General features: G+C 72.0%; 19 protein-coding genes and 2 pseudogenes. 13 read left to right on the top strand and 8 right to left on the bottom strand.

The genetic code is table 11. From position 1 onward, the window contains the following. Positions 1-168, top strand: a pseudogene (locus tag ACZ48Z_RS19690) (type I glyceraldehyde-3-phosphate dehydrogenase); the annotation flags it as partial. Between the two features lie 147 nt (positions 169-315). Here the strand turns inward: ACZ48Z_RS19690 and ACZ48Z_RS19695 are convergent. Both ACZ48Z_RS19695 and ACZ48Z_RS19700 read right to left on the bottom strand, forming a co-directional pair. After that, positions 316-1,497: an amidohydrolase family protein gene (locus tag ACZ48Z_RS19695; protein ID WP_468737119.1), complete on the bottom strand. Its 1,182-nt coding sequence runs from the start codon at positions 1,495-1,497 to the stop codon at positions 316-318. 126 nt (positions 1,498-1,623) lie between these two features. Continuing rightward, positions 1,624-2,427, bottom strand: a complete 804-nt coding sequence (locus ACZ48Z_RS19700; protein WP_468737120.1) for a FadR/GntR family transcriptional regulator — start codon at positions 2,425-2,427, stop codon at positions 1,624-1,626. Between the two features lie 168 nt (positions 2,428-2,595). Between ACZ48Z_RS19700 and ACZ48Z_RS19705 the strand changes: the two genes are divergently transcribed. Further along, complete coding sequence (locus ACZ48Z_RS19705; protein ID WP_468737121.1) at positions 2,596-3,414, top strand: enoyl-CoA hydratase-related protein; 819 nt, start codon at positions 2,596-2,598, stop codon at positions 3,412-3,414. Continuing rightward, positions 3,411-3,989, top strand: a complete 579-nt coding sequence (locus tag ACZ48Z_RS19710) for a DUF2889 domain-containing protein (RefSeq protein ID WP_468737122.1) — start codon at positions 3,411-3,413, stop codon at positions 3,987-3,989. Before ACZ48Z_RS19705 ends, ACZ48Z_RS19710 begins: the two co-directional genes overlap by 4 nt. Here ACZ48Z_RS19710 and ACZ48Z_RS19715 read toward each other — a convergent pair. Beyond that, on the bottom strand, positions 3,976-5,202 hold the full coding sequence (locus tag ACZ48Z_RS19715; protein WP_468737123.1) for an acyl-CoA dehydrogenase family protein: 1,227 nt from the start codon (positions 5,200-5,202) through the stop codon (positions 3,976-3,978). The two genes, ACZ48Z_RS19710 and ACZ48Z_RS19715, sit on opposite strands and share 14 nt — an antisense overlap. 115 nt (positions 5,203-5,317) lie before the next feature. Between ACZ48Z_RS19715 and fabG the strand changes: the two genes are divergently transcribed. Genes fabG through ACZ48Z_RS19740 form a run of 5 tightly spaced genes read left to right on the top strand, consistent with a single transcriptional unit; the run spans position 5,318 to position 10,821 of the window. Then, positions 5,318-6,064 (top strand): 3-oxoacyl-ACP reductase FabG, encoded by a 747-nt coding sequence (gene fabG / locus ACZ48Z_RS19720; RefSeq protein WP_468737124.1) that lies wholly within the window; start codon positions 5,318-5,320, stop codon positions 6,062-6,064. A 31-nt stretch (positions 6,065-6,095) separates the two neighbouring features. Further along, positions 6,096-7,364: an acetyl-CoA C-acetyltransferase gene (locus tag ACZ48Z_RS19725; protein WP_468737125.1), complete on the top strand. Its 1,269-nt coding sequence runs from the start codon at positions 6,096-6,098 to the stop codon at positions 7,362-7,364. Then, complete coding sequence (locus tag ACZ48Z_RS19730; RefSeq protein ID WP_468737126.1) at positions 7,364-8,806, top strand: OB-fold domain-containing protein; 1,443 nt, start codon at positions 7,364-7,366, stop codon at positions 8,804-8,806. The genes ACZ48Z_RS19725 and ACZ48Z_RS19730 overlap by 1 nt, the downstream gene beginning before the upstream one ends. Next, a complete protein-coding gene (locus tag ACZ48Z_RS19735) occupies positions 8,803-10,011 on the top strand; it encodes an acetyl-CoA acetyltransferase (RefSeq protein ID WP_468737127.1) in 1,209 nt (402 codons plus the stop codon). The genes ACZ48Z_RS19730 and ACZ48Z_RS19735 overlap by 4 nt, the downstream gene beginning before the upstream one ends. Positions 10,012-10,026: 15 nt before the next feature. Beyond that, positions 10,027-10,821, top strand: a complete 795-nt coding sequence (locus tag ACZ48Z_RS19740) for an SDR family NAD(P)-dependent oxidoreductase (protein WP_468737128.1) — start codon at positions 10,027-10,029, stop codon at positions 10,819-10,821. A 55-nt stretch (positions 10,822-10,876) separates the two neighbouring features. Here ACZ48Z_RS19740 and ACZ48Z_RS19745 read toward each other — a convergent pair whose 3' ends face one another. Continuing rightward, positions 10,877-13,618, bottom strand: coding sequence for an ABC transporter permease subunit (locus ACZ48Z_RS19745; RefSeq protein WP_468737129.1), 2,742 nt, complete (start codon positions 13,616-13,618; stop codon positions 10,877-10,879). A 128-nt stretch (positions 13,619-13,746) separates the two neighbouring features. Here ACZ48Z_RS19745 and ACZ48Z_RS19750 point away from each other — a divergent pair, with 128 nt between their 5' ends. The 4 genes and pseudogenes from ACZ48Z_RS19750 (at position 13,747) to ACZ48Z_RS19765 (ending at position 18,571) form a co-directional block, all read left to right on the top strand. Next, on the top strand, positions 13,747-14,985 hold the full coding sequence (locus ACZ48Z_RS19750) for an ABC transporter substrate-binding protein (RefSeq protein ID WP_468737130.1): 1,239 nt from the start codon (positions 13,747-13,749) through the stop codon (positions 14,983-14,985). A 100-nt stretch (positions 14,986-15,085) separates the two neighbouring features. Further along, positions 15,086-15,820: pseudogene (locus ACZ48Z_RS19755) on the top strand (ABC transporter ATP-binding protein); the annotation flags it as partial. A 10-nt stretch (positions 15,821-15,830) separates the two neighbouring features. Further along, the gene (locus tag ACZ48Z_RS19760) at positions 15,831-17,174 is read left to right on the top strand and encodes a hypothetical protein (RefSeq protein WP_468737131.1); all 1,344 of its coding nucleotides are present in this window, start codon (positions 15,831-15,833) and stop codon (positions 17,172-17,174) included. Continuing rightward, on the top strand, positions 17,171-18,571 hold the full coding sequence (locus tag ACZ48Z_RS19765; RefSeq protein ID WP_468737132.1) for an acyl-CoA reductase: 1,401 nt from the start codon (positions 17,171-17,173) through the stop codon (positions 18,569-18,571). Before ACZ48Z_RS19760 ends, ACZ48Z_RS19765 begins: the two co-directional genes overlap by 4 nt. Before the next feature lie 5 nt (positions 18,572-18,576). Here the strand turns inward: ACZ48Z_RS19765 and ACZ48Z_RS19770 are convergent, their stop codons facing one another. Further along, positions 18,577-19,533: a DMT family transporter gene (locus ACZ48Z_RS19770; protein ID WP_468737133.1), complete on the bottom strand. Its 957-nt coding sequence runs from the start codon at positions 19,531-19,533 to the stop codon at positions 18,577-18,579. A 21-nt stretch (positions 19,534-19,554) separates the two neighbouring features. Between ACZ48Z_RS19770 and pdxR the strand changes: the two genes are divergently transcribed. Further along, complete coding sequence (gene pdxR / locus ACZ48Z_RS19775) at positions 19,555-21,141, top strand: MocR-like pyridoxine biosynthesis transcription factor PdxR (protein WP_468737134.1); 1,587 nt, start codon at positions 19,555-19,557, stop codon at positions 21,139-21,141. A 10-nt stretch (positions 21,142-21,151) separates the two neighbouring features. Here the strand turns inward: pdxR and ACZ48Z_RS19780 are convergent, their stop codons facing one another. From ACZ48Z_RS19780 to ACZ48Z_RS19790, 3 genes are all read right to left on the bottom strand, one after another. Further along, the gene (locus ACZ48Z_RS19780; RefSeq protein ID WP_468737135.1) at positions 21,152-22,219 is read right to left on the bottom strand and encodes a LacI family DNA-binding transcriptional regulator; all 1,068 of its coding nucleotides are present in this window, start codon (positions 22,217-22,219) and stop codon (positions 21,152-21,154) included. A 120-nt stretch (positions 22,220-22,339) separates the two neighbouring features. Then, on the bottom strand, positions 22,340-24,724 hold the full coding sequence (locus ACZ48Z_RS19785) for a beta-galactosidase (protein WP_468737136.1): 2,385 nt from the start codon (positions 24,722-24,724) through the stop codon (positions 22,340-22,342). After that, positions 24,724-26,481 carry a glycoside hydrolase family 35 protein gene (locus ACZ48Z_RS19790; RefSeq protein ID WP_468737137.1) on the bottom strand — a complete coding sequence of 586 codons (1,758 nt, stop codon included), beginning with the start codon at positions 26,479-26,481 and terminating at the stop codon, positions 24,724-24,726. Before ACZ48Z_RS19790 ends, ACZ48Z_RS19785 begins: the two co-directional genes overlap by 1 nt. Positions 26,482-26,496: the final 15 nt, after the last annotated feature.

Here is a 26,496-nt window from a genome sequence, read left to right on the forward strand (position 1 = left end):
GTCGGCTCGATCGTCGAGCTCAACACGACCGTCGCCCGCGAGGTGAGCCGCGAGGACGTGCTCGCCGCGTACCGGACCGCCGCAGAGGGACCTCTCGCAGGTGTTCTCGAGTACTCGGAGGACGCCCTGGTGTCCTCCGACATCACCGGCAACCCCGCCTCGGCCCTCTCCTCCCCCCCCCCCCAACCACCCCCCCCCCCCCCCCCCCCCCCCCCCCCCCCCCCCCCCCCCCCCCCCCCCCCCGTCCCCCCCCCCCCCCCCCCCCCCCCCCCCCCCCCCCCCCCCCCCCCCCCAGGCGGGGTGTGCGTCCGACGCTCAGCGGCTGATCAGCTGCTGAGCGTTGTTGTACATGATGTCGTCCTGCGCGGACTCGTCGAGCTCCGCGATGAGCTTGCGGAAGTCGGCCGGCTGCGCCAGGCCCTCCGCGTGCGGGAAGTCGGAGCCCATGACGATGGACTCGTGGTAGCCGAGGCGCTTGACGACGTTCACGATGTCGTCCTCGGGGTAGGGCACCACCCGGACGTGCTTGCGGAAGACCTGGCTCGGCCGCTCCTCCAACTGCCCGCCGATCCAGGGGCCGTTGCGGCCCATGCCCCGGCTCTTGTCCATGTGGCGCACGAAGTGCGGCACCCACTCGGAGCCGAACTCCGAGACCAGGACGTTGATGTCGGGGAAGCGCCCGAAGAGGTTGTCGAAGATCAGCGCGGACAGCGTCTCCTCGATGGGGCGCTGGCCGTAGGTGTTCTGCCACTGCCACGCCGACATCCGGAAGTGGATGGGGTTGGGGTCGTAACCCCAGGAGGGCGCCACCTGCGAGTTGTAGTAGAACTCGCTGATGTGGTAGCAGACGCTGGCCTTGGCCTCGTTGACCAGCTTCCAGAACGGGTCGAAGTACGGGTCGCCCGGTGAGCGGCCGTACATCGGTCCGGTGGGCAGCAGGATGAAGCGGGCGCCCTGCTCCAGGACGTACTCCAGCTCCTTGACCGCGCTGGGCAGATCGCGCAGCGACAGCAGGGCGGGGGCGTAGATGCGGCCCTGGTGGTTGAAGCCCCAGACCTCGTTCATGTACCGGTTGAACGAGTGGTAGTTGGCGTAGAGCGGCTCCACGCCCTTCACGTACTCCTCCGCGACCAGGGCCCAGCCGCCCGGGTAGATGATCGACTGGTCGAGGCCCTGCTCGTCCATGACCCGCAGCCGGGCGTCGCGGTTCTGGTACGACTCGTGCATCGGCTCGAACTGGTAGGTCTCCTCCGGGTTGCCCGAGGCCATCGCCTTGAGCATCTCCTTCAGCGACCCCGGGCGGTAGACCTGCCCGAACTCCGGCTCCAGACAGACCACGATCCGGTCCCCGGCGAGGATCACCTCCCGCCCGTCCGGCAGTGTCACCGGTGCGACCGCCGAGCCGAGGAACTCCTTGGGGAGATAGCGGGTGAAGGAGTCCCGCTCCTCGTACATGTGCTGGTCGCAGTCGAAGATGGGCTTGCGCTGTTCGGCCATGGCCGTCGCCTCCGGACCCCGTCGCTAATCGGTACGACTCCTATAATTATCTAACTGTTTCTCTGAGGCAAGGGGGTGACCGAAAGCGGGGTGCGGCGGGTGTGGGGAAGCGGAGTCGGGGCGGGGTCAGTCGAGGAGTTCGAGCACCGTCTTGGGTCCGGCGGAGTTCACCACGTCGTCGGCGCCGGAGATGTGCCGCTGCCAGAGCTTCTCGGCCTCGTCCGCCTTGCCGGACTCGATCAGACCGACCATCCGCACATGCGCCCGGTGTCCCTTGAGCGCCTGCGCCTTCTGGGCCTCGGCGTCCGCGGCGGCCGCGGTGTACGAGGCGTTGGCCCGGTCGATGATGTTGCGGACCATGCTGCACAGCAGGATCAGGGTCTGGTTGCCGGTGAGCTCGACCAGGAGGGCGTGGAAGGCGTCCTGTGCCTCGACCAGGCCGAGCGGGTCGTCCAGGACGGCCTTTTCGGCCGCCACCGCGTCCCGCAGCGCCTTGATGTCGTCCGCGGTGTGCTTGGTGGCGAGCTGGCGTGCGCAGGGCGGCTCGATGAGGGCCGCCGCACGGTAGAGGTCGCCCAGGGTGGCGCCGCGGTACTCGAGGATCAGTCCGGCGAAGCGGGCGGCGACGTCCGCGTCGGGTGCGCTCACCCGGGCGCCGCCGTGGGCACCGCGCCGCACCGTGATCAGCGATTCCGACTCCAGTACGCGGAACGCCTCGCGCAGCGTCGGCCGCGAGATGCCGAACTGCTCCATCAGGCCCGACTCTGGCGGCAGGGCGTCGTCCGGCTTGAGCTCTCCCCGCACGATCTGGCGGCGCAGGTGCGCGGCGACCAGTTCGGCGGTCTTCGGCACCCGCACCTGGCGTCCGACGCGGGTGCGGGCGGGGACGGGCACGGTCGCCGTTTCGCTTGCGCGGGCTGCCTCGGCCACGGTGGGCTCCTCATATAGCAAAATGAATCGTCTTAGTGCATCGAGGGTACCAGGTCAAGGGTCGGGTGATCTTCCCTCGGCAGGGTCGGATCTGGTGCCCCGAGCGGTCTTTGGTATATAGATGATTCATCTAGCTATAAACCGAACAGGCCCGCGGGAGTGACCTCGATGACCGAGACTTCGACCCCGGTGATCCTCACCGAACTCACCGACGACGGGGTCATGCTCCTCACCCTGAACCGGCCGGAGCGGCACAACGCCTGGACGCTGGAGATGGAGCTCCTCTACAACGAGCTGTTCGACCGGGCGGAGGCGGACCCGCGGGTCCGGGCCGTGCTGCTCACCGGCGCCGGGCGCAGTTTCTGCCCCGGCATGGACATGAGCGTCCTGGACGGGGCGTCGTCCGGCGCCCGCCCGTGGCCCACCGACGAGCTGCCCCCGCGCACCCGCCCCATGACGTTCCCCAAACCGGTCGTGGCCGCCGTCAACGGCGCCTGTGCGGGCATCGGGTTCAACCAGGCCCTGATGTGCGACGTCCGGTTCGCCGTGCCGCACGCCAAGTTCGCCGCCGCCTTCAGCGCGCGCGGGCTGGTCGCCGAGGACGGGGTGTCCTGGCTCCTGCCCCGGCTGGTCGGGCACGGCAACGCCGCCGACCTGCTGCTGTCCTCGCGCCGCCTCACCGGGACGGAGGCCCACGCGATGGGGCTGGTCAACCGCCTCGTCGAGCCGGACCAGCTCCTCCCCGCGGCCCTCGCCTACGCGACCGAACTGGCCCGCTCCGCCAGCCCGTACGCGATGTCCCTCATCAAGCGGCAGCTCGTCGACGACCAGGCGCGGTCCTTCACGGAGAGCCGTGACGACGCGGCCGCGCTGCTGGCGGTGGCCAAGCGCGCCCCGGACTACCGGGAGGGCGTGCTCAGCTTCATCGAGCGCCGGCAGCCGGAGTTCGCGGGGCTGGGCGAGACGGTGCAGGAGGTGACGTCATGACGCGCTCCGCCCTTCCACTGCACCGCCGTACGATCTCCGTCACCGCGTACGAGGAGGACGGCGCCGAGATCCGGGTCGAGGCGGAGCTGTGCGACGAGCGCCCGTGGGAGCAGCCGCCGGGCGGAGTCGTCCACCGGATGGTCCTGGCGGTGCGGGTACGCCTCGCCGACATGGTCGTCGTGGCCGCCGACGCGCAGATGCGTGACTTCCCGCACGTCGAGTGCCCCTTGATCACCCCGGCCTTCGGGGGTTTGGTGGGGCTCAGTGTCGCCGCCGGCTACAACCGGGCCGTCCAGGAGCGCTTCCGGGGTGTCTCGGGCTGCTCCCACCTCTACGAGCTGAGCCGCGCGCTCGGCCCGGCGGTGGTGCAGGCGGCCATGTCCGTCAACGCGCGCAGGCGGGCGGCGGGTGATGCGGCCGAGGACCCGCGCGCCTCGGCCGCGGTGATGAACAGCTGCCACATCTGGGCACCGGACGGACTGGGCCTGCGCAAACTCGACGCGGGCTGGCGCCCCGGAACCGGTCCGCGTCCGGTTCCGGAGCTCGGTGCTTTCGAGGGCTCTACGGGGTCGTGATCCGCGGTTCGCGCGGTAGTCCCAGCACCTTCTCCGCGAGGATGTTCCGCTGCACCTGCGAGGTGCCCGCGTAGATCGTGCCCGACAGGGCGATGAGGTACGTCGTCGACCAGGACGCGGAGGAGTTAGCGGCGCCGGGGTCGTCCGTGCGGTAGGTGCGCAACGGGGGCCGGCCGACCGGCACCTGGCCGTGCAGGCCCATGATGTCCATCGCCAGATCGGTGACCTCGGTGTGGTACTCGCTCCAGTACAGCTTGGCGATCGACGACTCGGGGCCGGGCTCGGCGCCCTTGAGCCAGCCGGTGAGGATCCGGTAGCCGAGACAGCGCATGATCTCGACCTTGGACCAGCACCAGGCGATCCGCTGCCGGATGACCGGGTCCTGGTCCCGGCCGTACTGCCGGGCCAGCTCCACGAGCCGTTCCACCTCGGCCCGGAACAGGATCGGGTTGGTCGCCGCCTCCTCCCCGCGCTCGACGCCCAGCAGGCTCTGGGCCACCGTCCAGCCGTTGTCGACGCCGCCGACGACGAGATCGGCGCGGGTGCGGGCGCCGCTGAAGAACACCTCGTTGAAGTGCAGCTGTCCGCTCATCATGCGGAACGGCCGCACCTCGACGCCGGGCTGGTCGAGGGGGACCAGGAGGAAGGAGATGCCGCGGTGCCTGGACGCGTCGCGGTTCGTGCGGGCCAGGACGAAGATCCAGTCGCTGTGATGGGCGCCGGAGGTCCACACCTTCTGGCCGTCGATCACCCACTCCTCGCCCTGCCGCACCGCGCGGGTCTTCAGGGACGCCAGATCGGAACCGGCGTCCGGCTCCGAGTACCCCTGGCACCAGGTGTCCTCGCCGCTGAGGATGCGGGGCAGGAAATGGCTCTTCTGCTCCTCCGTGCCCCAGCGCAGCAGCGTGTTCGCCAGCATCTTCACGCCGAAGGTGTCCTGCGGCAGCCCGAACGGGACACCGGCCAGGGCGAGTTCCTCCATCAGGACGACCTGGTGGAGCTTGGACAGGCCACGGCCGCCGTACTGCTCCGGCCAGGTCAGGGAGAGATAGCCGCGCTCGACGAGCCGGCCGCGCCAGTCGCGGGCGAAGGCCCAGGCCAAGTCCTCGTCCAGGGCCCCGATGCCCTTCCAGTCCGGCGGCAGCGCCTCGGCCAGGAACGACTTGACCTCGGCACGGAACGTCCCGGTCTCCGGGGGATAGCTGATGTCCACCTGTGTTCGCTCCTCGTCCGACGCCCCGCCCGCACAGCTGGTCGCTGTATTGATTGTTTCAGCATAATAGGTTATCTATTTAACAGGAATAGCGTCGAGTCAGGGGCGGGCGGACATGGGACTGCTGGACGGCCGGAACGCGGTGATCACCGGCGGTGCACAGGGCATCGGCTTCGAGATCGCCGGCGTCCTCGGCGGCGCGGGCGCACGCATCGTCCTCGGCGACATCAACGAGGACGCCGCCGCCGAGGCCGCCGAACGCCTTGCCAAGAACGGCGTGGCCGCCACCTCGCTGCGCTGCGATGTCACCGACGAGGCGGAGGTCGCCGCCCTCGTGGCCCACTGCGCCGACACCTTCGGCCCGGTCGACGTCATGGTCAACAACGCCGGGATCACCCGGGACGCGACCCTGCGCAAGATGCCCCTCGCAGACTTCCGCGCCGTCGTCGACGTCCACCTCACCGGCGCCTGGAACGGCACCCGGTACGCCGCCGAGGCGATGCGGGCGCACGGACGGGGCGGCAGCATCGTCAACATCTCCTCCATCGCCGGCAAGGTCGGCAACTTCGGCCAGACCAACTACAGCGCCGCCAAGGCCGGACTCGTCGGCCTCACCAAGGCCTCCGCCAAGGAACTCGCCAAGGCGGGCGTCCGCGTCAACGCCGTACAGCCCGGCCTGATCCGTACCGCCATGACCGAGGCGATGCCCCCGGCCGCCTGGGACGCGAAGCTCGCCGAGATCCCGCTGGGGCGCGCGGGCGAACCCGCCGAGGTCGCCCAGGTCGTCCTCTTCCTCGCCTCCGACATGGCGAGCTACATCACCGGAGCCGTGGTCGAGGTGACCGGCGGCCGGTACATGTGAGCCCCGAACCCGCTGATGAAAGGCATGACCGATGCGTGACGCGGTGATCTGTGAACCCGTGCGTACCCCCGTCGGCGGCTACGGCGGAGTCTTCCGCGACGTGACGGCGGCCGAACTCGCCGCCACGGTCGTCCGTGCCGTCCTGGAACGCACCGGGATACCGCCCGCCGCCGTCGACGACGTCCTGCTCGGCCAGTGCTACCCCAACGGGGAGGCACCCGCCATCGGCCGCGTCGCCGCCCTGGACGCCGGGCTGCCGGTCGAGGTGCCCGGACTCCAGATCGACCGCCGCTGCGGCTCCGGCCTCCAGGCGGTCATCACCGCGGCGATGCAGGTGCAGACCGGAGCGAGCGACCTCGTCCTCGCCGGCGGCGTCGAGTCCATGAGCCGGGCCGAGTTCTACACCAACGACGTCCGCTGGGGCGTACGCGGCGCAGGCACCACCCTGCACGACCGGCTGGCCCGCGGCCGCGTCACCTCGGGCGGCGTCAACCACCCCGTGCCCGGCGGCATGGTGGAGACCGCGGAGAACCTGCGTCGCGAATACGCCATCCCCCGCGAGGAACAGGACCGGCTCGCCCTGCGCTCGCACGAGAAGGCCGTCGCCGCCCAGTCGGCGGGTCGCTTCGCCGACGAGATCGTGCCCGTCACCGTACGGACCCTCCCCCACTCTCGACTTCGCTCGAGCGGGGGGACCCCCATGGGCGAGACCGTCGTCGACACCGACGAACACCCGCGCCCCGACTCCTCGTTGGAGAAGCTCGCGAAGCTGCGGCCGGTTCTCGGCCGCCAGGACCCGGACGCCACCGTCACGGCCGGCAACGCCAGCGGGCAGAACGACGGCGCCTCGCTCTGCGTCGTGACCCACCCGGAACGCGCCGCCGAACTCGGGCTGCGCCCGCTGGCACGCCTGGTCTCCTGGGCCGTCGTGGGCGTGCCGCCGGAGACGATGGGCATCGGGCCCGTACCCGCCACGGTCAGGGCCCTGGAGCGTGCCGGGCTGAAGCTGTCCGACATCGACCTGATCGAACTCAACGAGGCCTTCGCCGCCCAGGTCCTGGCCTGCACGCGTGAATGGGCCCTGACCGACGCCGACTTCGAGCGGTTCAACGTCAACGGCTCCGGCATCTCGCTGGGCCACCCCGTCGGTGCTACCGGCGGCCGCATCCTCGCCACCCTGCTGCGCGAACTCGACCGCCGCCAGGCCCGCTACGGCCTGGAGACCATGTGCCTGGGCGGCGGACAGGGCCTGGCAGCCATCTTCGAACGCACCGGCAACCACGCTCCCGGAGGACGCTGATGCCCGGACTGATCGCGTACGGCGCCCATGTGCCGTACCACCGCCTCGCCCGCGCCGATGTCGCGGCGACCCTCGGAACCCCGGCCGCCAAGGGGACGAGGGCGGTCGCGGGTTACGACGAGGACACCACGTCCATGGCTGTCGAGGCCGCCCGCACCGCCCTCGCCCGCGACTGCCTGCGCCCCCGCGTCGGCCAGCTCTTCCTCGCCACCGCCGCACCCGCCTACCTCGACAAGACCAACGCGACCGCCGTCCACGCCGCGCTCCGCCTCGACGAGCACGTGCTCGCCGTCGACATGGCGGGCTCCGTACGCTCCGGACTCGGCGCGCTGGTCACCGCCGCCCGCTCCGCCGTGCCGACCCTGGCCGTCCTGTCGGACCTGCGCACCGGGCTGCCCGGCGGAAACGACGAGGTCGCGGGCGGGGACGGCGCGGCGGCGTTCGTCTTCGGAGGCCACCGCAACGGCGCTCCCGTCCTGGCCGAACTCCTCGCCCACGACACGGTCAGCGACGAGATCCTGGACCGCTGGCGGCTGCCCGGCGCCCCCGCCTCCCGGGTCTGGGAGGAACGCTTCGCCGAGGAGATCTACGTCTCCCTCGCCGACAAGGCGCTCACCGCCGCCCTCGACCAGGCCGGTCTGGAGCGCGGCGCCATCGATCACCTCGTCGTCTCCGGCCTGCACGCCCGCGCGGCCGCGACGGTCCGGCGCGCGGCCGGGGTACGTCCCGAGGCGGTGACCCCGGACCTCACCGGCGTGATCGGCAACGCCGGTACCGCCCAGCCCGGGCTGCTCCTCGCGGACGTCCTCGACCGTGCCGCACCCGGCGAGACCATCGCCCTCGTGGTGCTCGGCGACGGCGCCGGAGTCCTCCTGCTGCGCACCACCGACGCGCTCCCGGCCCACCGCAGCACCCGCCCGGTCGCCGCCCAGATCGCCGCGGGCAGCGCCCCGATGCCGTACGCCACGTACCTCACCTGGCGCGGCCTGCTCGACCGTGAGCCACCGAGGCGTCCTGACCCCGAGCCGCCCTACGCCCCGCCCGCACACCGCCGTACCGCCTGGAAGTACGGCTTCGTCGCCTCCCGCTGCGAGAAGTGCGGCACCCGGCATCTGCCGCCGGACCGGGTGTGCTCCTCCTGCCGGAGCGTCGACGCCATGACCGACGAGCCGATGGACCGGGTGCGCGGCACGGTCGCCACGTTCACCGTGGACCGGCTGGCCCACACACCGAGTCCGCCGATGCTCGTCGTGGTCGTCGACTACGACGGCGGCGGCCGGTTCCGCTGCCAGCTCACCGACGCGACCGAGGCGGACGCCGTCATCGGCGCCCGGGTCGAGATGACGTTCCGGCGCACGGTCACCGCCGCCGGCGTCCACAACTACTTCTGGAAGGCCCGGCCGGTACGCACCGGCGGCGAGACCGAGGAGACACACGGATGAGCTCGCACGGAATCCGGGACCGGGTCGCGATCGTCGGCATGGGCTGCACGCCCTTCGGCGAGCACTGGACCCGTTCGGCAGAGGACCTGCTGATCGACGCCGTGGGCGAGGCGGTCACCTCGGCCGGTGTCACCCTCGACGACATCGACGCGTACTGGTTCGGCACCCAGGCCTCCGGGGTGTCCGGACTGACCCTGAGCCGGGCGCTCCACCTCCCCAACAAGCCGGTCACCCGCGTCGAGAACATGTGCGCGACCGGCTCCGAGGCCCTGCGCAACGCCTGCTACGCCGTCGCGTCCGGGGCGTACGACGTGGCGATGGCCGTCGGCGTGGAGAAACTCAAGGACTCCGGCATGTCCGGGCTGTCCGGCACCGCCATCCCGGGCGCGGGCGACGACAGCCGCGGCGAGATCACCGCCCCGGCCAACTTCTCCCTCCTCGCGCCCGCATACGCCGCCAAGTACGGCCTCGCGGAAGAGGAGATGAAGGACGTCATCACCCGGATCGCCTGGAAGAACCACGTCAACGGGGCCCGCAACCCCCGCGCCCAGTTCCGCAAGGAGGTCCCGCTGGAGCGCATCAGGTCGGCCCCGATCATCGCGGGCATGCTCGGCGTGTTCGACTGCTCGGGTGTCTCCGACGGTTCGGCCGCCGCGATCGTGGTCCGCGCCGAGGACGCCTACAAGTACACCGACAAGCCGATCTTCGTGAAGGCGCTGTCCTTCGTCGCCGGACCGGCGGACGGGCTCCTCGACCCGGAGTACGACTTCACCACCTTCCCCGAGGTCGTCGCCTCCGCCCAGGAGGCCTACCGGCAGGCCGGTGTCACCGACCCGCGCACCGAACTCGCCCTGGCCGAGGTGCACGACTGCTTCACGCCCACGGAGCTGGTCCTGATGGAGGACCTCGGGTTCTCCGCACGCGGCGAGGCGTGGAAGGACGTCACCGGCGGTTCGTTCGACCTGGACGGCTCGCTGCCGGTCAACCCGGACGGCGGACTGAAAGCCTTCGGGCACCCCATCGGCGCCTCCGGCCTGCGCATGATGTTCGAGGCGTGGCTGCAACTGCGGGGCGAGGCACCGGCCGAGCGGACGGTGACATCCGTGGCCGGGGGACGGTCGCTCGCGCTGACCCACAACCTCGGCGGCGGACCCGGCGAATGCGTCTCCTTCGTCTCCATCGTCGGCAGCGAACTCACCGACTAGGAAGGGCGGTTGAGCATGGGACGGCTCCAGGACAAGATCGCGGTCGTCACCGGGGCAGCCTCCGGCATCGGCGCCGCCACCGCACTCCGGGTGGCGGCGGAGGGAGCGCACACCGTCGTCGCCGACCTGAACACCGGCGGCGCCGAGACGGTGGCGGAGGAGATCCGCGCCGCCGGAGGATCGGCCACACCGGTCACCGTCGACCTGGGGGACATCGACAGCGTACGAGCCATGGTCGCCGCGGCCGTCGACACGTACGGCGGTCTCGACGTCCTGCACAACAACGCGGCGGCCACGCATCTGGCCGCCCGTCAGGACCTCGCCGTCGCCGAGGCCGACCCGGCGGTCTGGGACGACACGATGCGGATCAACCTGCGCGGCACCATGGTCGCCATCCAGGCCGCCGTCCCGCACATGATCGCCCGGGGCGGCGGCTCGATCATCAACACCTCGTCCGGCTCCGGCCTTGCGGGCGACCTGCGCAACCCGGCGTACGGCGCCTCCAAGGCGGCCCTGATCAACCTCACGCAGTACGTCGCCACGCAGTACGGCAAGCAGGGCGTCCGCTGCAACGCCATCGCGCCGGGGTTCATCGTCACGCCGGCGAGCTCCGGCTCGGCGCACGGGGCGATCCGGGAGGCGATGCTGCGCCATCACCTCACCCCGCGTCTGGGCCGCCCGGAGGACGTCGCCTCGGCGGTCGTCTTCCTCGCCTGCGACGAGTCGGCCTTCATCACCGGGCACACCCTGCGTGTGGACGGCGGACTGCTGTCCCACCAGCCCTACGTCGCCGACCTGCGGGACGCCTGAGGGACACAACGGAGCAGGAGGCGCTTCCCGCACGGGAGGCGCCTCCTGCTCCGTCTCAGGCCAGGGGCTCCGGCTGCAGATCGCCCAGGTAGGCCGCCCGCACCGCCGGATCGCGGCGCACCTCCTCAGGCGTGCCCGCGCAGATCCGGCGCCCGAAGTCCAGCACGACGACCAGGTCGCAGACGCTCATGACCATGTCGACGTCGTGCTCGACGAGCAGCACCCCCATGCCCCAATCCTCGGCGAGCCGCCGTACCAGGTGGGCGAGCTCCCGTGTCTCGTCGTCCGAGAGCCCCGAGGCCGGTTCGTCGAGGAGCAGCACGGACGGGGAGGCCGCCACCGCGCGGGCGATGGCCAGCAGCCTGCGCTCCCCGTACGACAGGTCGCCCACCGGCCGGTCCAGACTGTCCTGGAGACCGAACTCCCGTACGGCGAGGAGTACATGGGAGGGCAGCGGGCGGTTGCCGGGGCGGATCAGGTCGGTGAGCCAGGCCCACCGGCCGGGCCGGTCGCAGGCCGCGAACAGGTTGTCCAGGACCGTCATGTCCTCGAACAGTTCCAGCGACTGGAAGGACCGGCTCAGCCCCGCCGCGGCCCGCCGGTGCACAGGAAGCCGTGTCACGTCCCGGTCGCCCAGGCGCACCCCGCCGGACGCGGCCCGGGTGAACCCGGTGACGGCGTCGATGGCGGAGGTCTTGCCGGCGCCGTTGGGGCCGATGAGACCCACGACCCGGCCGGGCTCGACGTCCAGCGAGAGCCCGTCGACGGCGACGACACCGCCGTAGCGCACGGTCAGGTCCCGGACGCGGAGGGGGAGGGGCGCGGCGCGGGTGAGGTCCGGCGAGGCCGCTTCACCCGCTGACGTGCGCGCGATCGCCGCCCCCTTCCGTACGGTTTCCGCCCGCCCGCCCGCGGGGCGACCGCGCCCGGGGGACAGCCTGCGGCGGATGCCCTCCGCCTGTCTGCCGAGGTCCTTCGCGATGCCGTCCTGGTTGCCCACGAGGGTCAGCACCAGGATGATCCCGCCGATGAGCGGCATCCAGTCGCTCAGTCCGGGCAGCACCAGGTCCCCGAACCGTGCGCCGACCGTACCGGCGGCGAAGGTCGCGCCGAACAGCGGGCCGACGAGGAAGCCGGCGCCGCCGATGACCGCGAGCCCCAGTGCGGTGATGGAGTCGAAGGAGGCGAAGTCGGAGAAGACCACCGAGGTCGAGCGGAAGCCGGTGAGCACACCGGCGAGTGCGGCGATGGCCGAGGACAGGCCGAAGGCGTAGAGCTTGGCCGCGCGGACGTCGATGCCGAGTGCGGCGGCGGCCCGCTCGTTCGCGCGTACGGCGATCAGCCGGCGTCCGGTGCGGCTGCGCCGTACGTTGGCGACGACGAGGGCGGTGGCGACGAACAGGACGAGCACGACGGCGGCGTACCGCTGCGGGTGGTCGACTCCGGAGATGCTGATGCCGAAGAGGGTCTGCTTGCCCACCGCGATGCCGTCGCTGCCCGTGGTCGTCGACAGGTCGGTGTTCTGGAAGACCATCGCCTCCAGCGTGGTGCCGAGTCCGAGGGTGATGATCGCGAGGTTGACGCCACGGGTGCGGACCGCCGGGAGCGCGAACAGTAGACCGATCGGGACGGTCCCCAACACACCTGCCAGCAGGGCGAGTTCGAATGGCCAGCCCCAGTCGGCCGCGGTGTGACCCGCGATGAAGGCGCCGGTCCCGGCGAGGGCGTAGGCGGCGAGGGAGACCTGGCCCGCGTATCCGGTGACCACGACGATCGACAGGATGATCAGTGACAGCACCAGTGTGCTGGTGATGGCGTCGGCCCACAGCGGTGTCGACAGGCTCACCAGCAGCAGCCCGACCACGAGGGCCAGCGCCAGCGGCACGGGGCGCACCCGTCCGGTGCCGAGGGCGGGCAGCCGGTCCAGGAAGGTTCCGCGCAGCGGCAGTGCCCGGCCGCGTGCGACCAGGACCAGCGCGATGCAGAGGAAGGGCACCGACGAGGCGAGACCGGTGACGCCGGAGCCGAAGCGGGTGAGTTCGGACTGTACGACCCCGATGACCAGACCGCCCGCCAGGGTGACCGGGAACGACGAGAACCTGCCGACCAGGGCGGCGGCCAGGGCGCTCAGCAGAAGGGTGGTCAGGCCGGTCACCGACAGACCGATGACCGGCACGATCAGGATGCCGGTCAGCCCCGCGAGCGCCGAGCCCAGCGCCCAGTTGCCGGTGGCGATCAGGTCGGGGGACCAGCCGAGCGAGGCGGCGGCGCCCTCGTTCTCGGCGACCGCGGTGGTGCCGAGCCCGAACAGGGTGCGCTTGTAGAGGAGATGGAGGACCGCGGTCACGGCGAGCGCGATGCCGATCAGCCACATGCGGTCCTCGGAGACCGTCGCCCCGGCGATGGTCAGCAGCCGGGTGGGCAGCTTGCCCGGCACCAGTTGCAGGCTGTCGCCGTAGCGCTTGACGGCGATCGCGGTGAGCACGATGAACACCGCCAGCGTGGCGACCAGCCGGGCCAGGGTGGACGCCCGGCGCAGCGGGCGCAGTACCAGCAGATGGGTGAGCACGCCCAGCACCGCGGAGGTGAGTACCCCGCAGGCGGTGGCGGGCCAGTACGGGACGCCTTGCCGGCCGGCGAGTTCCCACTGCACGTAGGCGCCCGCCATGCCGATGGCGCCGTGCGCGAGGTTGAGGACGCCGGAGCCCCGGTAGACCAGGACGATGCCGTGCGCGGTGAGCGCGTAGAGCGCACCGAGCCCGAGGCCCAGCAGTGCGAAACGCAGGATGTCGTCCATCGGGGAACCTCCCAGAGGCGAGCAGGAAAAGTGCATTCATTTAAATAATTGTGCCGAGAGTACTTCACTTACTCAAAAACGCACCCCATGCTGTTCGCCAACTCGACGAAGAGCTCCGCGGAGGAACCATGAACGACTCACGCCGACACAGAACCGCCGCAGCGACCTGTCTCGCGGTGACCGGAGCCCTGCTGGCCGCAGGCTGCGGCGGGAAGGCGTCCGACAGCGCGACGCAGACCTCGGCCCTGAAAGGCGCCCCGGTCAAGGTGATGGTGTGGAACCCGGAGAACACCCAGGGCAGCGCCCAGCCCGGGGTCCGGCAGACCGCCCAGGCCTACGAGAAGTGGATCAACGCCAACGGCGGCATCAAGGGCGGCCCGCTGAAGGTCATCACCTGCAACGAGAAGAACGACCCCGACGAGGCGGAGAAGTGCGCCCAGCAGGCGGTCGCCGAGAAGGTGGTCGCCGTGGTGGGCTCCTACAGCCTCGCCGGTGACCGCTACATGCCCATCCTCCAGAAGGCCGGCATCCCCTACCTCGGTGGGACCGGCGTATCGGCGGCGGAGTTCTCCAACCCCCTGTCGTTCCCGGTCAACGGCGGCACCCCGGCGGTGTTCGCGGCACACGGACAGCAGCTGGTGCAGAACGGCTGCAAGAAGATCTCCGGGGTGCGGTACGACGTGGCCGCAGCCGCCGTCGTCTCGCAGTTCCTGACCCTCGGCGCGGTCTCCGCCGGAGGGTCGGCACCCAAGGACATCAAGGTGCCGCTCACCGCCACCGATCTCGCGCCGCAGGTCGCCGCCGCGACCAAGGGCAGCGACTGTGTGAGCGTCATCATGGGCACCGCCTCGGGCCTGTTCGTGAAGTCGTACATACAGTCCGGCGCGAAGACGAAGCTCGCCAGCGTCGTCGGCAACCTCACCCCGGAGCTCGCCGCGAGCACGGGCGGCAGCGGCAGCCCGCTGGAGGGCGCCGCGATCACCGGCTACTACCCGCCGACCTCCGACGCCGTCTGGAAGGACTTCGTCCAGGCCGCCAAGGGCACGGACATCGACACCAGCAACGGCGCCAACGAGACGACCTGGGTGGCCTTCAAGGTCCTCACCGTAGCGGCCGGGAAGCTGCCGACGGTGTCCTCCGCGGCCCTCGTGCAGGAGCTGAACAGCACCTCGGGCATCGACACCGGTGGTCTGACCCCGCCCCTGACCTGGAAGGCGTCGACCGCCCTGCCGATCAAGGGGCTGAACCGTATCCACAACACGACGGCCACCGAACTCACCATCCGCGACGGGAAGATCGCGTGGGCCAAGCAGGGGGCGACCTTCGTCGACGTCCGCAAGATGCTCACGGCGATGTCGGCCGGCTGACCGGAGGAGGACGGCCGTGCACGCCACCGCACCACCGCTGATCGAAGCCCACGCCCTGTCCGCCGGATACGGCACGCAACCCGTCGTACGCGATCTCGACCTGGAGGTCCGTCCCGGCGAGGTGGTCGCCCTGCTCGGCCCCAACGGCGCGGGCAAGACCACCACACTCCGGGCGCTGTCGGGCGACCTCGCCCCGATGGGCGGCGAGGTGCGCTGGCTGGGCGATCCCGGCCGGTCACCGCTGCACCGCCGTGCCCGGCAGGGCCTCGCGTACGTCGGCGAGCGGGCCGTCTTCACCCAGCTCGACACCGCCGACAACCTGCGGGTCGGCAGGGTGCCGACCCGGCACGCCCTGGACCTCTTCCCCGAACTCGGGAAGCGGCTGAACACCGGCGCGGGCATGCTGTCCGGCGGCGAGCAGCAGATGCTGTCGCTGGCCCGCGCCCTGGGCCGCGCCCCCAAGCTGCTCCTCGCGGACGAACTGTCCCTCGGTCTCGCCCCGCTCGTGGTCGACCGTCTCCTGCGCGCGGTGCGCGAGGCGGCCGACCGGGGCCTCGGCGCCCTGCTCGTCGAACAGCATGTGCGCAAGGTGCTGGACATCGCGGACCGGGTGTACGTCCTGCACCGCGGCCGCATCACGATGACCGGCACCCCGGGCGAACTGCGCGCCGACCTGGCCGCGATCGAGTCGTCCTACCTCGCCGAGAGGACGGGCGCCGAGAGGACGGGCGCCGAGAAGACCGGGGCCGGGAAGTCGGACGCCGGGACGGCACGAGCCGAGAAGACCCTCGCCGACAAGACGCTCGCCGACAAGACAACTGCCACAACCGATTGAGGTGAATGCCGTGCCCGGCACACGCGATCAGCTCCGCTCCCTGGCCCTGTCCGGCGACGCTTTCGACCAACCCCGCGACGAGCTGCGGGAGTTGCAGCTCGAGGCGGCACGGGAGACCTTCACCGCCCACCGCACGCGCATCCCGCTGCTGCGCACCCGGGCGCAGGAGACCGGCGTGCACGAGATCACCGGTCTCGACGACCTCGTGCCGCTGCTGTTCTCCCACACCAGCTACAAGTCGTACCCCGTCTCCCTCATCACCGCCGGCCGGTGGGACCGGCTCCTGCGCTGGTACACCACCGTGTCGGCGGTCGAAGCGGACGACGTCGACGTGGACGGCGTCCGGGACATCGACGAGTGGACCGACCGCATCACGGCCGCGGGCCACCGCCCCTACATCACCAGCGGCACGTCCGGGAAGGTGTCCTTCCTCAACTGCGCCGCGAGCGACCTGTACTTCCTGCACGACATCCTCGAACACCTCACCTGCTGGCCCGACCCGCTGCCGCCGAAGCCCACCCGGCGCGGCTACCTCCTCGCGCCGGCGAGCGGCCCGATGCGCTCCATCGACGGCTTCCGGTGGCACGCGGACGTCTTCGCCCGGCCCGAGGAGACCCGGCTGCTCACCGAGGACCCGATGCGGGTCTCCGAGCTGATGAGCAGCGCGCTGCTGCGCCGCCGGATGGCGGAGGGCACCGCGACACCGCAGGAGATCAGCTCCTTCGAGTCCGCGTCCGAGGGCCGGGAGCGGGAGCTGGGAGCGGCCGTCGCCCGCATGGTCGACGACATCGCCGCCCACCGCGACGAGCCGCTGCTGATCGCCGGGATGAACAACCAGCAGTTCACCCTGATCCAGGCACTCCGCGCCCGAGGCGTGCCCGACGGCAGCCTGCACCCCGACACCCTGGTGCTCAGCGGCGGTGGCAACAAGGGCCGCGCGCTGCCCGACGACTACCAGGCGCAGTTCGCCGCCTTCTACGCCGGAGTGCGGCGCGTCCGCAGCTACGGCATGACGGAACTCCAGGGCTCCTGCCTCGCCTGCGAGAAGGGCAACTACCACATACCGCCGTGGGTGATCCCCCTCGTCCTGGACGAGCCGGGCGAGACACTCCTGAACCCGGAACACGGCGTCGTGGAGGGGCGGTTCGCCTTCCTGGACGTCTCCCTGGAGGGCCGCTGGGGCGGACTGATCAGCGGCGACCGGGTCTTCGTGAACTTCTCACCGTGCGACTGCGGCAGAGCGGGTCCCGTCGTCCTGCCGGACATCCGGCGCTACGGCGACCTCGGCGGCGACGACAAGATCACCTGCGCCGCGACACTCGACTCCTATGTGCGGGGGATGATCCACGGATGACGCCCACGACACTCGACGGCACGGCGGCGGACCCGGTGGCCGTCGTCCACGTGATCCGCGGCGAGGTCGACGCGGGCCCACGCATCACCCACGGCCGCGCCGACGCCACGTTCACCGCCCCCGCGCTCGACCTGGACCGCCTCGTGTGGCCCCGCACCGAACCGGGCCCGGCCTTCCAGGTGCCGGTGGCGGAGATCGTCGACCTGCTCGTCGAGACCGGCGAGGCCCTCAGGGCGGACCGCGAGGGCCTGCTCGCCGAGGCCCTGGACCGCATGACGCGGGTCAGCCCCCTGCCCGCCGAGGTCCTGGAACGCGCCTACGCCGCCCTGTGGCGCACGTTCCAACGGCCGGGCCTGTACGCCCAGATCGACCAGGAACTCGGCGGCCCGGACGTCCTCGACGGCTGGCGGGAGGTGCGGCTGCCCGAGCAGCGCGTCGCCGCCACCCGTGCGTTCCCGCCGCGCCTGGTGCACATCATCGCCGGCAACGCCCCCGGGGTCGCCGCGATGTCCGTCGTACGCGGAGCGCTGACCAAGGGCGTCAACCTCCTCAAGCTGCCCTCCAACGACCTGTTCACGGCGACCGCCATCCTGCGCACGATGGCCGCCGTGGCCCCCGGGCACCCCGTGGTGCGTTCGTTCTCCGCCGCGTACTGGCGTGGCGGCGACGGGTCGGTGGAGGGCGTGCTGTTCCGCCCGCAGTTCTTCGACAAGCTGGTCGCCTGGGGCGGCGAGGCCACGATCCGCGGGGCACTGCGGTACGTCGGCCCGGGGTTCGAGCTGGTGTCCTTCGACCCGAAGACCTCCATCTCGCTGATCGGCCGCGAGGCCTTCGACTCGCCCGGATCACTGGCCCTGGCGGCCGACGCGGGCGCCGCCGACGCCACGTTCTTCAACCAGCAGGCGTGCGTGGCCAGCCGCTTCCAGTTCGTCGAGGGCACGGAGGAGGACGCCGACCGGTATGCCGCGCTGCTGTGCGAACGCCTCGGCGTCGCCCGGGAGTTCAGCTCGGCCGACGGCCCGCGGGTGGCCCCGGAACTCCGTGAGGAGATCGACGTGCTGCGCTCCCTCGCCCCCGACTACCGGGTGTGGGGCGGATACGAGGGCCGGGGCCTGGTCATCCGGTCCCCGGAACCGGTGGACTTCCATCCCGACGGAAAGATCGTCAACGTCGTCCCGGTCGCCGCGCTGTCCGAAGCCGTCCCGCACGCGGGTGTCGCCACCCAGACGGTCGGCGTCTACCCCGACACCCGCAAAGCGGAACTGCGGGACGCCCTCGCCTGCGCCGGAGTCCAACGCGTCGTGTCCCTCGGCAGAGCGGGTGGCATGCCACCGGGGCTTTCCCACGACGGCTTCTATCCGTTGCAGCGGCTCATGCGCTGGGTGAACGACGAGTGATCCGGTCACCGGGAGGCAGGAGTCCGCGTGCTCCTGCCCCCGGACGCCGGGGTGCGCCCGGAACCGACGGGGATCAACTCGGCGCCGGGTACCGCTCGTGGCCGCAGGCCGACGACCAGGCCGGCGATCACCACGGCGATGCCCAGCCACACCGACGGCCCCGGCACGCCGGTTCCCGAGACGGCACCGACGACCGCTGCCGCCAGGGGTGCGATGCCGGTGAGCAGCCCGGCCCGCCCGGCCCCGACGGAACGGACCGTCGAGTACCACAGGACGAAGGCGACCGCCGTCACCAGCAGCGTCAGATAGCCGACGGCCGCCCACTGGATACCGGTCAACCCCCGTACGGCTGAAGGCCCTTCGCTTGTCATGCCGAGGACGGCCAGCAGCACCCCGCCCAGCCATGTCGCGTGCACGGACACCCCCCACGGGGTGTGCCGTCCCAGCACCGGCACCGCCAGCAGTGTGAACGCCGCCTCGCAGCCCAGGGCCAGCGCCGCCCAGGCCACCCCGACCGCATCCGTGCGGCCCGTCCCCTCCACCAGCACCGCGCCCGCCATCACCACGGGCGCCGCGAGCAGGACCTGCCTGCTGGGCCTGCGCCGCTCCAGCAGGGGGCCGATCACCCCGAGCAGCAGGGGGACGCACGCCACCGCGACGGCGATCACCGCGGGCTCGGCATGCGCGACACCCCGGACCACGGCCACGTTGAACAGCACAAGACCGGTGACGGCGAGCCCGGCCAGCCACAGCCACTCCCGTCCGCGCGGCCACACCAGGCGGGCACCGGCGAGCCGGGCCATGACCACGAGGATCGCGGTCGCGGCCACATAGCGGACGGCCTGGGCGCTGAACAGCGGAGCGTCCACGAGGGTGTGCGAGACGGTGACGCTGCTGCCGACGAGTGTCATACCGACCATGCCGGGGACGAGCTTGCCGAACGAGGCGGAAGGGGTGTCCATACCATCCACCCTGCCCGCACAATGGACGTCATGGGCAGGTCCACAACCCCACCGTCCGAGGGGTCCAAAGAGCAGCGCCCGGGCTTCGGCTCGGACTTCCTCCAGCTGGACGTCGGCCAGGCGCCGCCCGGCGGCCGAACGGCCTGGCTGGCCGACAGCCTGCGGTCCGCCATCGCCGACGGCAGGCTGCCCGTCGGCACCCGGCTGCCCGCCAGCCGCGTCCTCGCCGACGAGCTGCGCGTCACCAGAGGCGTGGTCACCGAGGCTTACCGACGACTCGCCGAGTCCGGCCAGATCGCAGGGCGCGGGCGGCGCGGCACGGTCGTCGTGGCGGCGCCCCCGGCACCCCGCGTCCACGCCGCGAACGGTCCCGCACACCCCGGCCGGCCCCACAGCCCGTCCGGCCCCGCGCAGGGCGGCCCCACCCCAACCGCGTCCGCGCCCGGCCACCCGCTCTTCGGCTCGGCGGTCCGTGAGGGGGTCGTCGACGCCCTGCGCGCCCTGCCGTGCCGCATCGACCTCTCCCCGGGCCTGCCCGACCTCGCCGCCTTCCCCCGCACCGCCTGGCTGCGCGCCGAGCGGACCGTCCTCGCGGGCGTCACCCCGGCCGACTTCGGCTACGGCGATCCCCGGGGCGCCCCCGCCCTGCGGCGGGCCGTCGTCGGCTGGCTGGCCCGCAACCGCGGCATCCGCGCCGACCCGGACGAGGTCGTGATCGTCGCCGGTGTGGCACAGGCATTCGTCCTGCTCGGGCAGCTCCTGCGGGCCGACGGCATCCGCCGTGTCGCCGTCGAGGACCCCGGATCCCTGGGCGCGCGCCAGCAGTTGGAGTACGGCGGCCACACCGTCGTACCCGTCCCCGTGGACGCGGGCGGCCTCGACGTCGGCGCGCTGCGCGCCAGTGGCGCCCGGGCGGTGCTGTCGACCCCGGCCCACCAGTTCCCCACCGGCGTCGTCCTCGACGGGGAACGCCGACGCGAACTGCTGGACTGGGCGGCCGAGGGCGGGGTCGTCTTCGAGGACGACTACGACGCCGAGCACCGCTACGACCGGCCACCGGTGCCGGCCCTGCGCTCACTGATGCCGGACGGCGTCTGCTACGCGGGCAGCGTCTCCAAACTGCTCGCGCCCGCGCTCCGGGTGGGCTGGCTGCTCGTGCCGCCGGACCGGCTGGACGCCGTCGTGACGGCCAAGCGGTACGCCGACCTGGGCAACGGCATCCTCACCCAGCTGGTCCTCGCGCGGCTGATGGACTCCGGCGAGCTGGAACGGCATCTGCGCCATGTCCGGCAGCGCCACCGCAGACGCCGGGACGCCATGCTGCGGGCCGTCGAGGCACACCTGCCCGGCGCCCGCGTGCACGGGGCGGCAGCCGGCCTGCACCTCATGATCACCTTCGACGGGGCGGAGACCGGCTTCCGCGACACCGACCTCGCCGCTGCCGCACTCGCGCGGGGCGTCAAGGCGCACCCGCTGTCCTGGCACCGGATCAGCCCCGGAGCGCCCGGTCTGGTCCTCGGTTACGCGGCGGGCGCCGCCCACGAGATCGACGAGGGCATCGCCCTCATCGGCGAAGCGCTGAGCGAGGCACGTGCGGCGCGGGCATGAAGAACTCGGTTCAGCGGCCGGGCGCCGCACCGCTGCTCGCGCGGATCACGAGGTCGACCGGGACGAGCGACTCGGGCCGGGGCGGTTCCGCCGAGTCGTCGATCCGGCTCAGCAGGAGCTGCAGCGACCGGGCACCGATCTCCGCGAAGTCGGTGCGCACGGTCGTCAGCGGCGGAAGCAGATGCGCCGCCTCGGGGATGTCGTCGTAGCCCACCACGCTGATCTCGCCCGGCACCGAGCGACCCGCCTCGTGCAAGGCGTGCAGAACGCCGAGGGCCATCTGGTCGTTGGAGACGAACACCGCGCTGACGTCGGCGCGCCGGGCCAGCCGACGGCCCAGGTGGTAACCGGAGTCGGCGCTCCAGTCGCCGAACAGCGGCTCGGGGACCGGGGCGCCGGCCGCTTTCAGGGTGGACCGCCAGCTCGCCAGCCGGTGGTCGGCGGACGTCCAGCCGCTGGGGCCCGCGATGTGCCAGACGGTCGGGTGGCCGAGGCCCAGCAGATGCTCCGTGGCTTTGCGTGCCCCCTCCCGCGAGTCTCCGGTGACCTGCTCGGTCTCGGCGTCGAAGCCGTTCTCCAGCACCACCAGCGGGGTGTCCAGACGGGTGTCCGCCAGGGCGTGGCCCACCCACAGCTGCGGGGCGATGGCGATCACCCCGTCGGCTCCCTCGGCCGAGAGCCGGTCGACGGCCTCGACGACCGTGTCGCGTTCGGCGGTGTCCAGGGAGATGGAGCTCAGCAGGTAACCGGCCTTCTGGGCCGCGGTGTTGATGGCGGTCAGGATCGCGGAGGGCCCGTAGCGGGCCGCGTCGAAGGTGATGACCCCGACCATCCGGGTCCGGCCGCTGGCCAGCGACCGGGCGCTGCGGCTGGGCCGGTAGCCGAGGGTCCGCATGGCCGTCAGTACCAGCTCACGGGTTTCGGGGCGGACGGACGGATGCTCGTTGAGGACGCGGGACACGGTCTGCTTGGAGACACCGGCCAGCCGGGCCACGTCGTCCATCACCGGGCGCGAACCGGCGAAGTTGCGTCGGCTGCGCCCCTTGGGAGCAGCTCCTTCGGCGGCGCTTGGGGTCATGGTGGGCGCTTTCGTCGACGTGGGGGTGGCGGTGACGCCCCTTGCGGGGAGCACAGCATAGGCGGGTCCGTTCCGAGGAACCCGCGAGGGCACCAGGTTCTCGGAACGGAAAAGGGCAGGTCAGCCCGCCCGGACGGACCGGGAGCGGCGAGTGATCCACTCCGCGCGTGTGACGACGGCCCGCTCCCCGGCGCCGCCCGCCCGTTCCGGCAGATGCACCGGCGCCCCGGCGGGCAGCGGAAGCACCCGCAGCCGCAGACCCTGAGCCCGCACCGCGTCCAGGGGGAGCCGGTCCAGGCCGATGTCCCAGACGCGCCCCGAGAAGAACTGGTCGGCGACGAGTGCGTCTCCGACGTAGGCCCGCCCGACGTCCCCGCTCCAGTGCAGCCGCAGCAGCGTCCCGGGCGGCAGCGCGTCCGGCACCTCGACGCGGTACTCGGCGGCCACGGTGTCGTAGTACTTGTCGTCCGGCGCGCTCGCCCGGCCCTGCACACCGGTGACGGTCTCGGGGGCCGGACCGGCGGCCCGGACGAGGCTGACCTCGGCGGCGAAGTCCTCGACATCCGGCGCCGTCGGGACCGCGTACCGGGTGAACACCCCGTCCTGGACCGGCTCCGACGGCACCCCGTCCACCGCGGGCGCCCGCTCCGGCGCGGGCAGGACGGCGAACGACGTCGCCGCCCCCGACCCGTGCAGCCGTACCTCGTCCCGGTCGAAGACCACGCCGTCCGCGCTCAGCACCAGCCGCTCGGCACCCCACGCCGTGCCCCGGTAGGCGGTACGGGCCGTCGCGGCGTCCAGGACCAGCAGCCCGACCCGCTCGCCGCCCGCCGTGTCCACCTCGACGAGGGCGTCGGTGCCGGGGCGCAGCCCGGTCACCATCAGCCGGTCGCCGGCCGGGGTGACATCGCCGGAAGGGGTGGAGACGGCGGCCACCGTGCGGGCGGCCAGGGCGAGTTCGGGCTCGATGCCGTCCGTCGCGGCCAGCACCAGAACCGTACGACCGCCGACGTCGACCGTGCACACCGGCTGGGCGGTGGCCCACTCCAGCCGCAGACCGGCCAGGTCCAGCCGCAGCGGCCAGCAGAAGTACGCGCCGGTCCGGACCGTGACGGGAGTGCTGGGGAAGACCAACTCGCCTCCCGAGGACGGGAACCGGACCGTGAAGGACGTGTCCGGGTGCTCCGGCAGCGGCTCGTGCGGCTGGTGGTTGTTGACGAACAGGAAGCCCGAACCGCCGTCGCCGCGCACCGCCCACCGCAGGGTGCCCCGGTCGGACTGTCCCTGCGGCCGCCGCTCGGGAAGCACGGACTCCATGGGGGCGATCAGATGCCCGAAGTCCGCCAACAGCAGGTGCTGGAGCCGGAGTTCGTGGTAGGTGCGCCGGTACTGGCCGTACTCGCCGAGCGGCGCCTGGAAGTCGTACGTCAGGACCGGCAGGTCGTTGGGATAGCCGGTGGCGTGCGACTCCTGGAGGGTGCTCAGCTCACCCGGCGGGTTCGTGCCGCCGTGGAACATGTAGTAGCCCTGCCAGACCGAACCGCAGCCGATCTTGGTGAGACCGAGCGCCCCGATGTCGTCGGGGTCGACGTGGGGCCTGCGGTGGTAGGACACCGCCATGCCGCCGCCCAACTCGCAGGTGGCCCAGGGGAACCGGTCCGCGAAGGCGTCCGGCTCGCTGCCGCGCACGGTCACGGGCCGCAGGTCGGATCCGATGCCCTCGTCGTCGCGCTGGTGGGTGAAGAAGAAGTGCTTGCGGCAGGTGTCGGGCCAGCCGCCGTCGGCCTCCGTCCAGAAGGTCTCGGTGTAGCCGCCGTACAGCGGGAGCAGTTCGTCCGGCGGGAGCCGGACACCGCCCCACGCGGTCGACGTCCACAGGGGCGCGCTCAGGCCGGCCTCCTGGGCCATCCGCTTCAACGTCAGCAGATGACCCGGCTGGTCGTACAGCTCGTTCTCGATCTGGACCGCCACGATCGGTCCGCCGTGGGCGCGGTCCAGGCCCCTCAACTGCTCGGCGATCGCCGCGAACCAGGGGCGTACGGCGTCCAGGTACACCGGGTCGTCGGTGCGGGGTGTGCAGTCCCGGGCCAGCACCCAGTCGGGCAGGCCGCCGCCCCGGACCTCCGCGTGGGACCAGGGGCCGATCCGGGGGACGAAGTCCAGGCCGTGCCGGGCGCACAGCTCGGCGAAGCGGCGCAGATCGCGGTCGCCGTCGAAGCGGACGCGGCCCTCGGTCTCCTCGTGGTGGATCCAGATGACGTAACTGGCGACGGCGGTGACACCGCCCGCCTTCATCTTCAGCAGCTCCTCCTCCCACTCCCCGGCGGGGTAGCGGGAGTAGTGGAACTCGCCGGACACCGGGAACCAGGGGCGGCCGCCCCTGGTGAGCGCGCGGCTGGTGACCTCGATCGGATCGGGCACCCCGGGGGCGTCCGCGAAGGGCAGGTGCCCGGTCAGCGGAGGCCCGGCGGGGGAGGGGAGGCGCAGCTGGTGCGGGCGGGTCATCAGTCGCTCTCCGGTCCGAGGTCGGGCGTGTCGGTGAGCTGGGCGCGGGTCCCTGTGGTGGCGTGCAGTTCCAGCAGCACCAGTTCGTTGGTGCCGGGGCGCAGGACGGGGCCCGGGACGTACAGCGTGCGCTGTGGGCCGCGGTTCCAGTAGCGGCCCAGGTGGAAGCCGTTGACCCAGGCCTGCCCCTTGGTCCAGCCGGGCAGCGAGAGGAAGGTGTCGGCCGGGCTCGCCACCTCGAACGTGCCCCGGTGGAAGGCGGGCACGGTGTCCGTGCTCGCGTCGGACGGGCCGAACGGCACGGCGTCCAGGCCGTCCTGGGGAACGGCACGGCACTCCCAGTCCCGCAGGGCGGTGCCCCGGAAGGACACCGGTCCGAGCAGCCCCTTGGGCGCCCCGATGCGCGGTCCGTAGTTGACCCCGCCCATGTTCTCCACGAGCACTTCGAGGACCGCCCCGGCATGCGGCACGCGCACGGAGAGCGTCTCGTCGTGCCGCTCCCGCTCCAGTACGCCGAAAGCGGCGCCGTCCACGAAGACCTGGGCGCGGTCGCCGACCCCGCCGGGGAAGTGCAGCAGACCGTCGCCCGAGCCGGGAAGCGTGGTGCGGTAGAGCACGTAACCCGTGTGCAGGCCGAGCTCGTTCATCGTCACGGGGGTCTCGGTGCTCGTCGACGGCAGTCCGCGAAGGTACGGCAGCAGCGGCGCCCGGTGGTCGAGGTCGACGTCCGTCGCGGGGAGCTTCGGCGCGGGCGCCGGGGCCGGCTCGTCGGCGGCGGCCGTGTGACGGGCGATGACCTCGCGGAAGGCGTGGTACTTGGGGCCGGGGTCACCGCTCTCGGTGAGCGGGGCGTCGTAGTCGTAGGACGTGACGGTGGGCTCGTAGGCGTGCTTGTGGTTGGCGCCGTTGGTGAAGCCGAAGTTGGTGCCGCCGTGGAACATGTAGATGTTGACCGAGGCGCCCGCGGACAGCAGACGGTCCAGGTCGGCCGCGGCGTCGGCGGCCGACCGCACGTGGTGCGGGCCGCCCCAGTGGTCGAACCAGCCGATCCAGAACTCCGAGCACATCAGCGGGCCTTCGGGCTGGTGGGCGCGGAGCGCGGCCAGGTTCTCCTCGACCCGGCTGCCGAAGGTGGCCGTGGCGAGCGTGCCGGGCAGGCTGCCGGCCGCCAGGTGCTCGGCGTTGGCCTGGTCGCAGGTGTACAGGAGCTCCTCGACACCCCGGTCCCGCAGCGCCTGCTGGACGTGCTTGAGATACGCGGTGTCGTCGCCGTAGGCCCCGTACTCGTTCTCCACCTGCACGGCGATCACCGGACCGCCGTGCGCGGCCATGAACGGGCGCAGTGCCGGCAGGAGCCGGTCGAGGTAGCCGTCGAACGCCGACGTGAAGCGGGGGTCGCTGCTGCGCAGCCGGATGTCGGGGTCCGCGAGCAGCCAGGCGGGCAGACCGCCGTCGTCCCACTCGGCGCAGATGAACGGACCCGGGCGCAACAGGACGTTCAGGCCCTCGTCCTGGGCGAGGCGCAGCCAGCGGGGAAGGTCGAGGATGCCGTCCAGGACCAGCTCACCCGGCGCGGGCTCGTGGAGGTTCCACGGCAGATACGTCTCGATGGTGTTGAGGCCCATCAGCCGGGCCTTGCGCAGCCGGTCGCCCCACTGGTCGGGATGGATCCGGAAGTAGTGCATGGCTCCAGAGATGATCCGGAACGGCTCGCCGTGCAGGAGGAAACCGTCGGAGGACGTCGTCAGAGCGGGCATGCGGAAGCTTCCCTT

The sequence above is a fragment of the Streptomyces sp. NPDC031225 genome (genome assembly GCF_055570355.1).

Excerpts from the sequence above, each read along its gene's own strand:
- ACZ48Z_RS19710 (WP_468737122.1), top strand. The coding sequence starts at position 3,411 with ATGACGCGCTCCGCCCTTCCACTGCACCGCCGTACGATCTCCGTCACC.
- ACZ48Z_RS19765 (WP_468737132.1), top strand. The coding sequence starts at position 17,171 with ATGACGCCCACGACACTCGACGGCACGGCGGCGGACCCGGTGGCCGTC.
- fabG (WP_468737124.1), top strand. The coding sequence starts at position 5,318 with ATGGGACTGCTGGACGGCCGGAACGCGGTGATCACCGGCGGTGCACAG.
- ACZ48Z_RS19745 (WP_468737129.1), bottom strand. The coding sequence starts at position 13,618 with ATGGACGACATCCTGCGTTTCGCACTGCTGGGCCTCGGGCTCGGTGCG.
- ACZ48Z_RS19780 (WP_468737135.1), bottom strand. The coding sequence starts at position 22,219 with ATGACCCCAAGCGCCGCCGAAGGAGCTGCTCCCAAGGGGCGCAGCCGA.
- ACZ48Z_RS19770 (WP_468737133.1), bottom strand. The coding sequence starts at position 19,533 with ATGGACACCCCTTCCGCCTCGTTCGGCAAGCTCGTCCCCGGCATGGTC.
- ACZ48Z_RS19705 (WP_468737121.1), top strand. The coding sequence starts at position 2,596 with ATGACCGAGACTTCGACCCCGGTGATCCTCACCGAACTCACCGACGAC.
- ACZ48Z_RS19790 (WP_468737137.1), bottom strand. The coding sequence starts at position 26,481 with ATGCCCGCTCTGACGACGTCCTCCGACGGTTTCCTCCTGCACGGCGAG.
- ACZ48Z_RS19735 (WP_468737127.1), top strand. The coding sequence starts at position 8,803 with ATGAGCTCGCACGGAATCCGGGACCGGGTCGCGATCGTCGGCATGGGC.
- ACZ48Z_RS19725 (WP_468737125.1), top strand. The coding sequence starts at position 6,096 with ATGCGTGACGCGGTGATCTGTGAACCCGTGCGTACCCCCGTCGGCGGC.
- ACZ48Z_RS19740 (WP_468737128.1), top strand. The coding sequence starts at position 10,027 with ATGGGACGGCTCCAGGACAAGATCGCGGTCGTCACCGGGGCAGCCTCC.
- ACZ48Z_RS19750 (WP_468737130.1), top strand. The coding sequence starts at position 13,747 with ATGAACGACTCACGCCGACACAGAACCGCCGCAGCGACCTGTCTCGCG.
- ACZ48Z_RS19785 (WP_468737136.1), bottom strand. The coding sequence starts at position 24,724 with ATGACCCGCCCGCACCAGCTGCGCCTCCCCTCCCCCGCCGGGCCTCCG.
- ACZ48Z_RS19730 (WP_468737126.1), top strand. The coding sequence starts at position 7,364 with ATGCCCGGACTGATCGCGTACGGCGCCCATGTGCCGTACCACCGCCTC.
- ACZ48Z_RS19695 (WP_468737119.1), bottom strand. The coding sequence starts at position 1,497 with ATGGCCGAACAGCGCAAGCCCATCTTCGACTGCGACCAGCACATGTAC.
- pdxR (WP_468737134.1), top strand. The coding sequence starts at position 19,555 with ATGGACGTCATGGGCAGGTCCACAACCCCACCGTCCGAGGGGTCCAAA.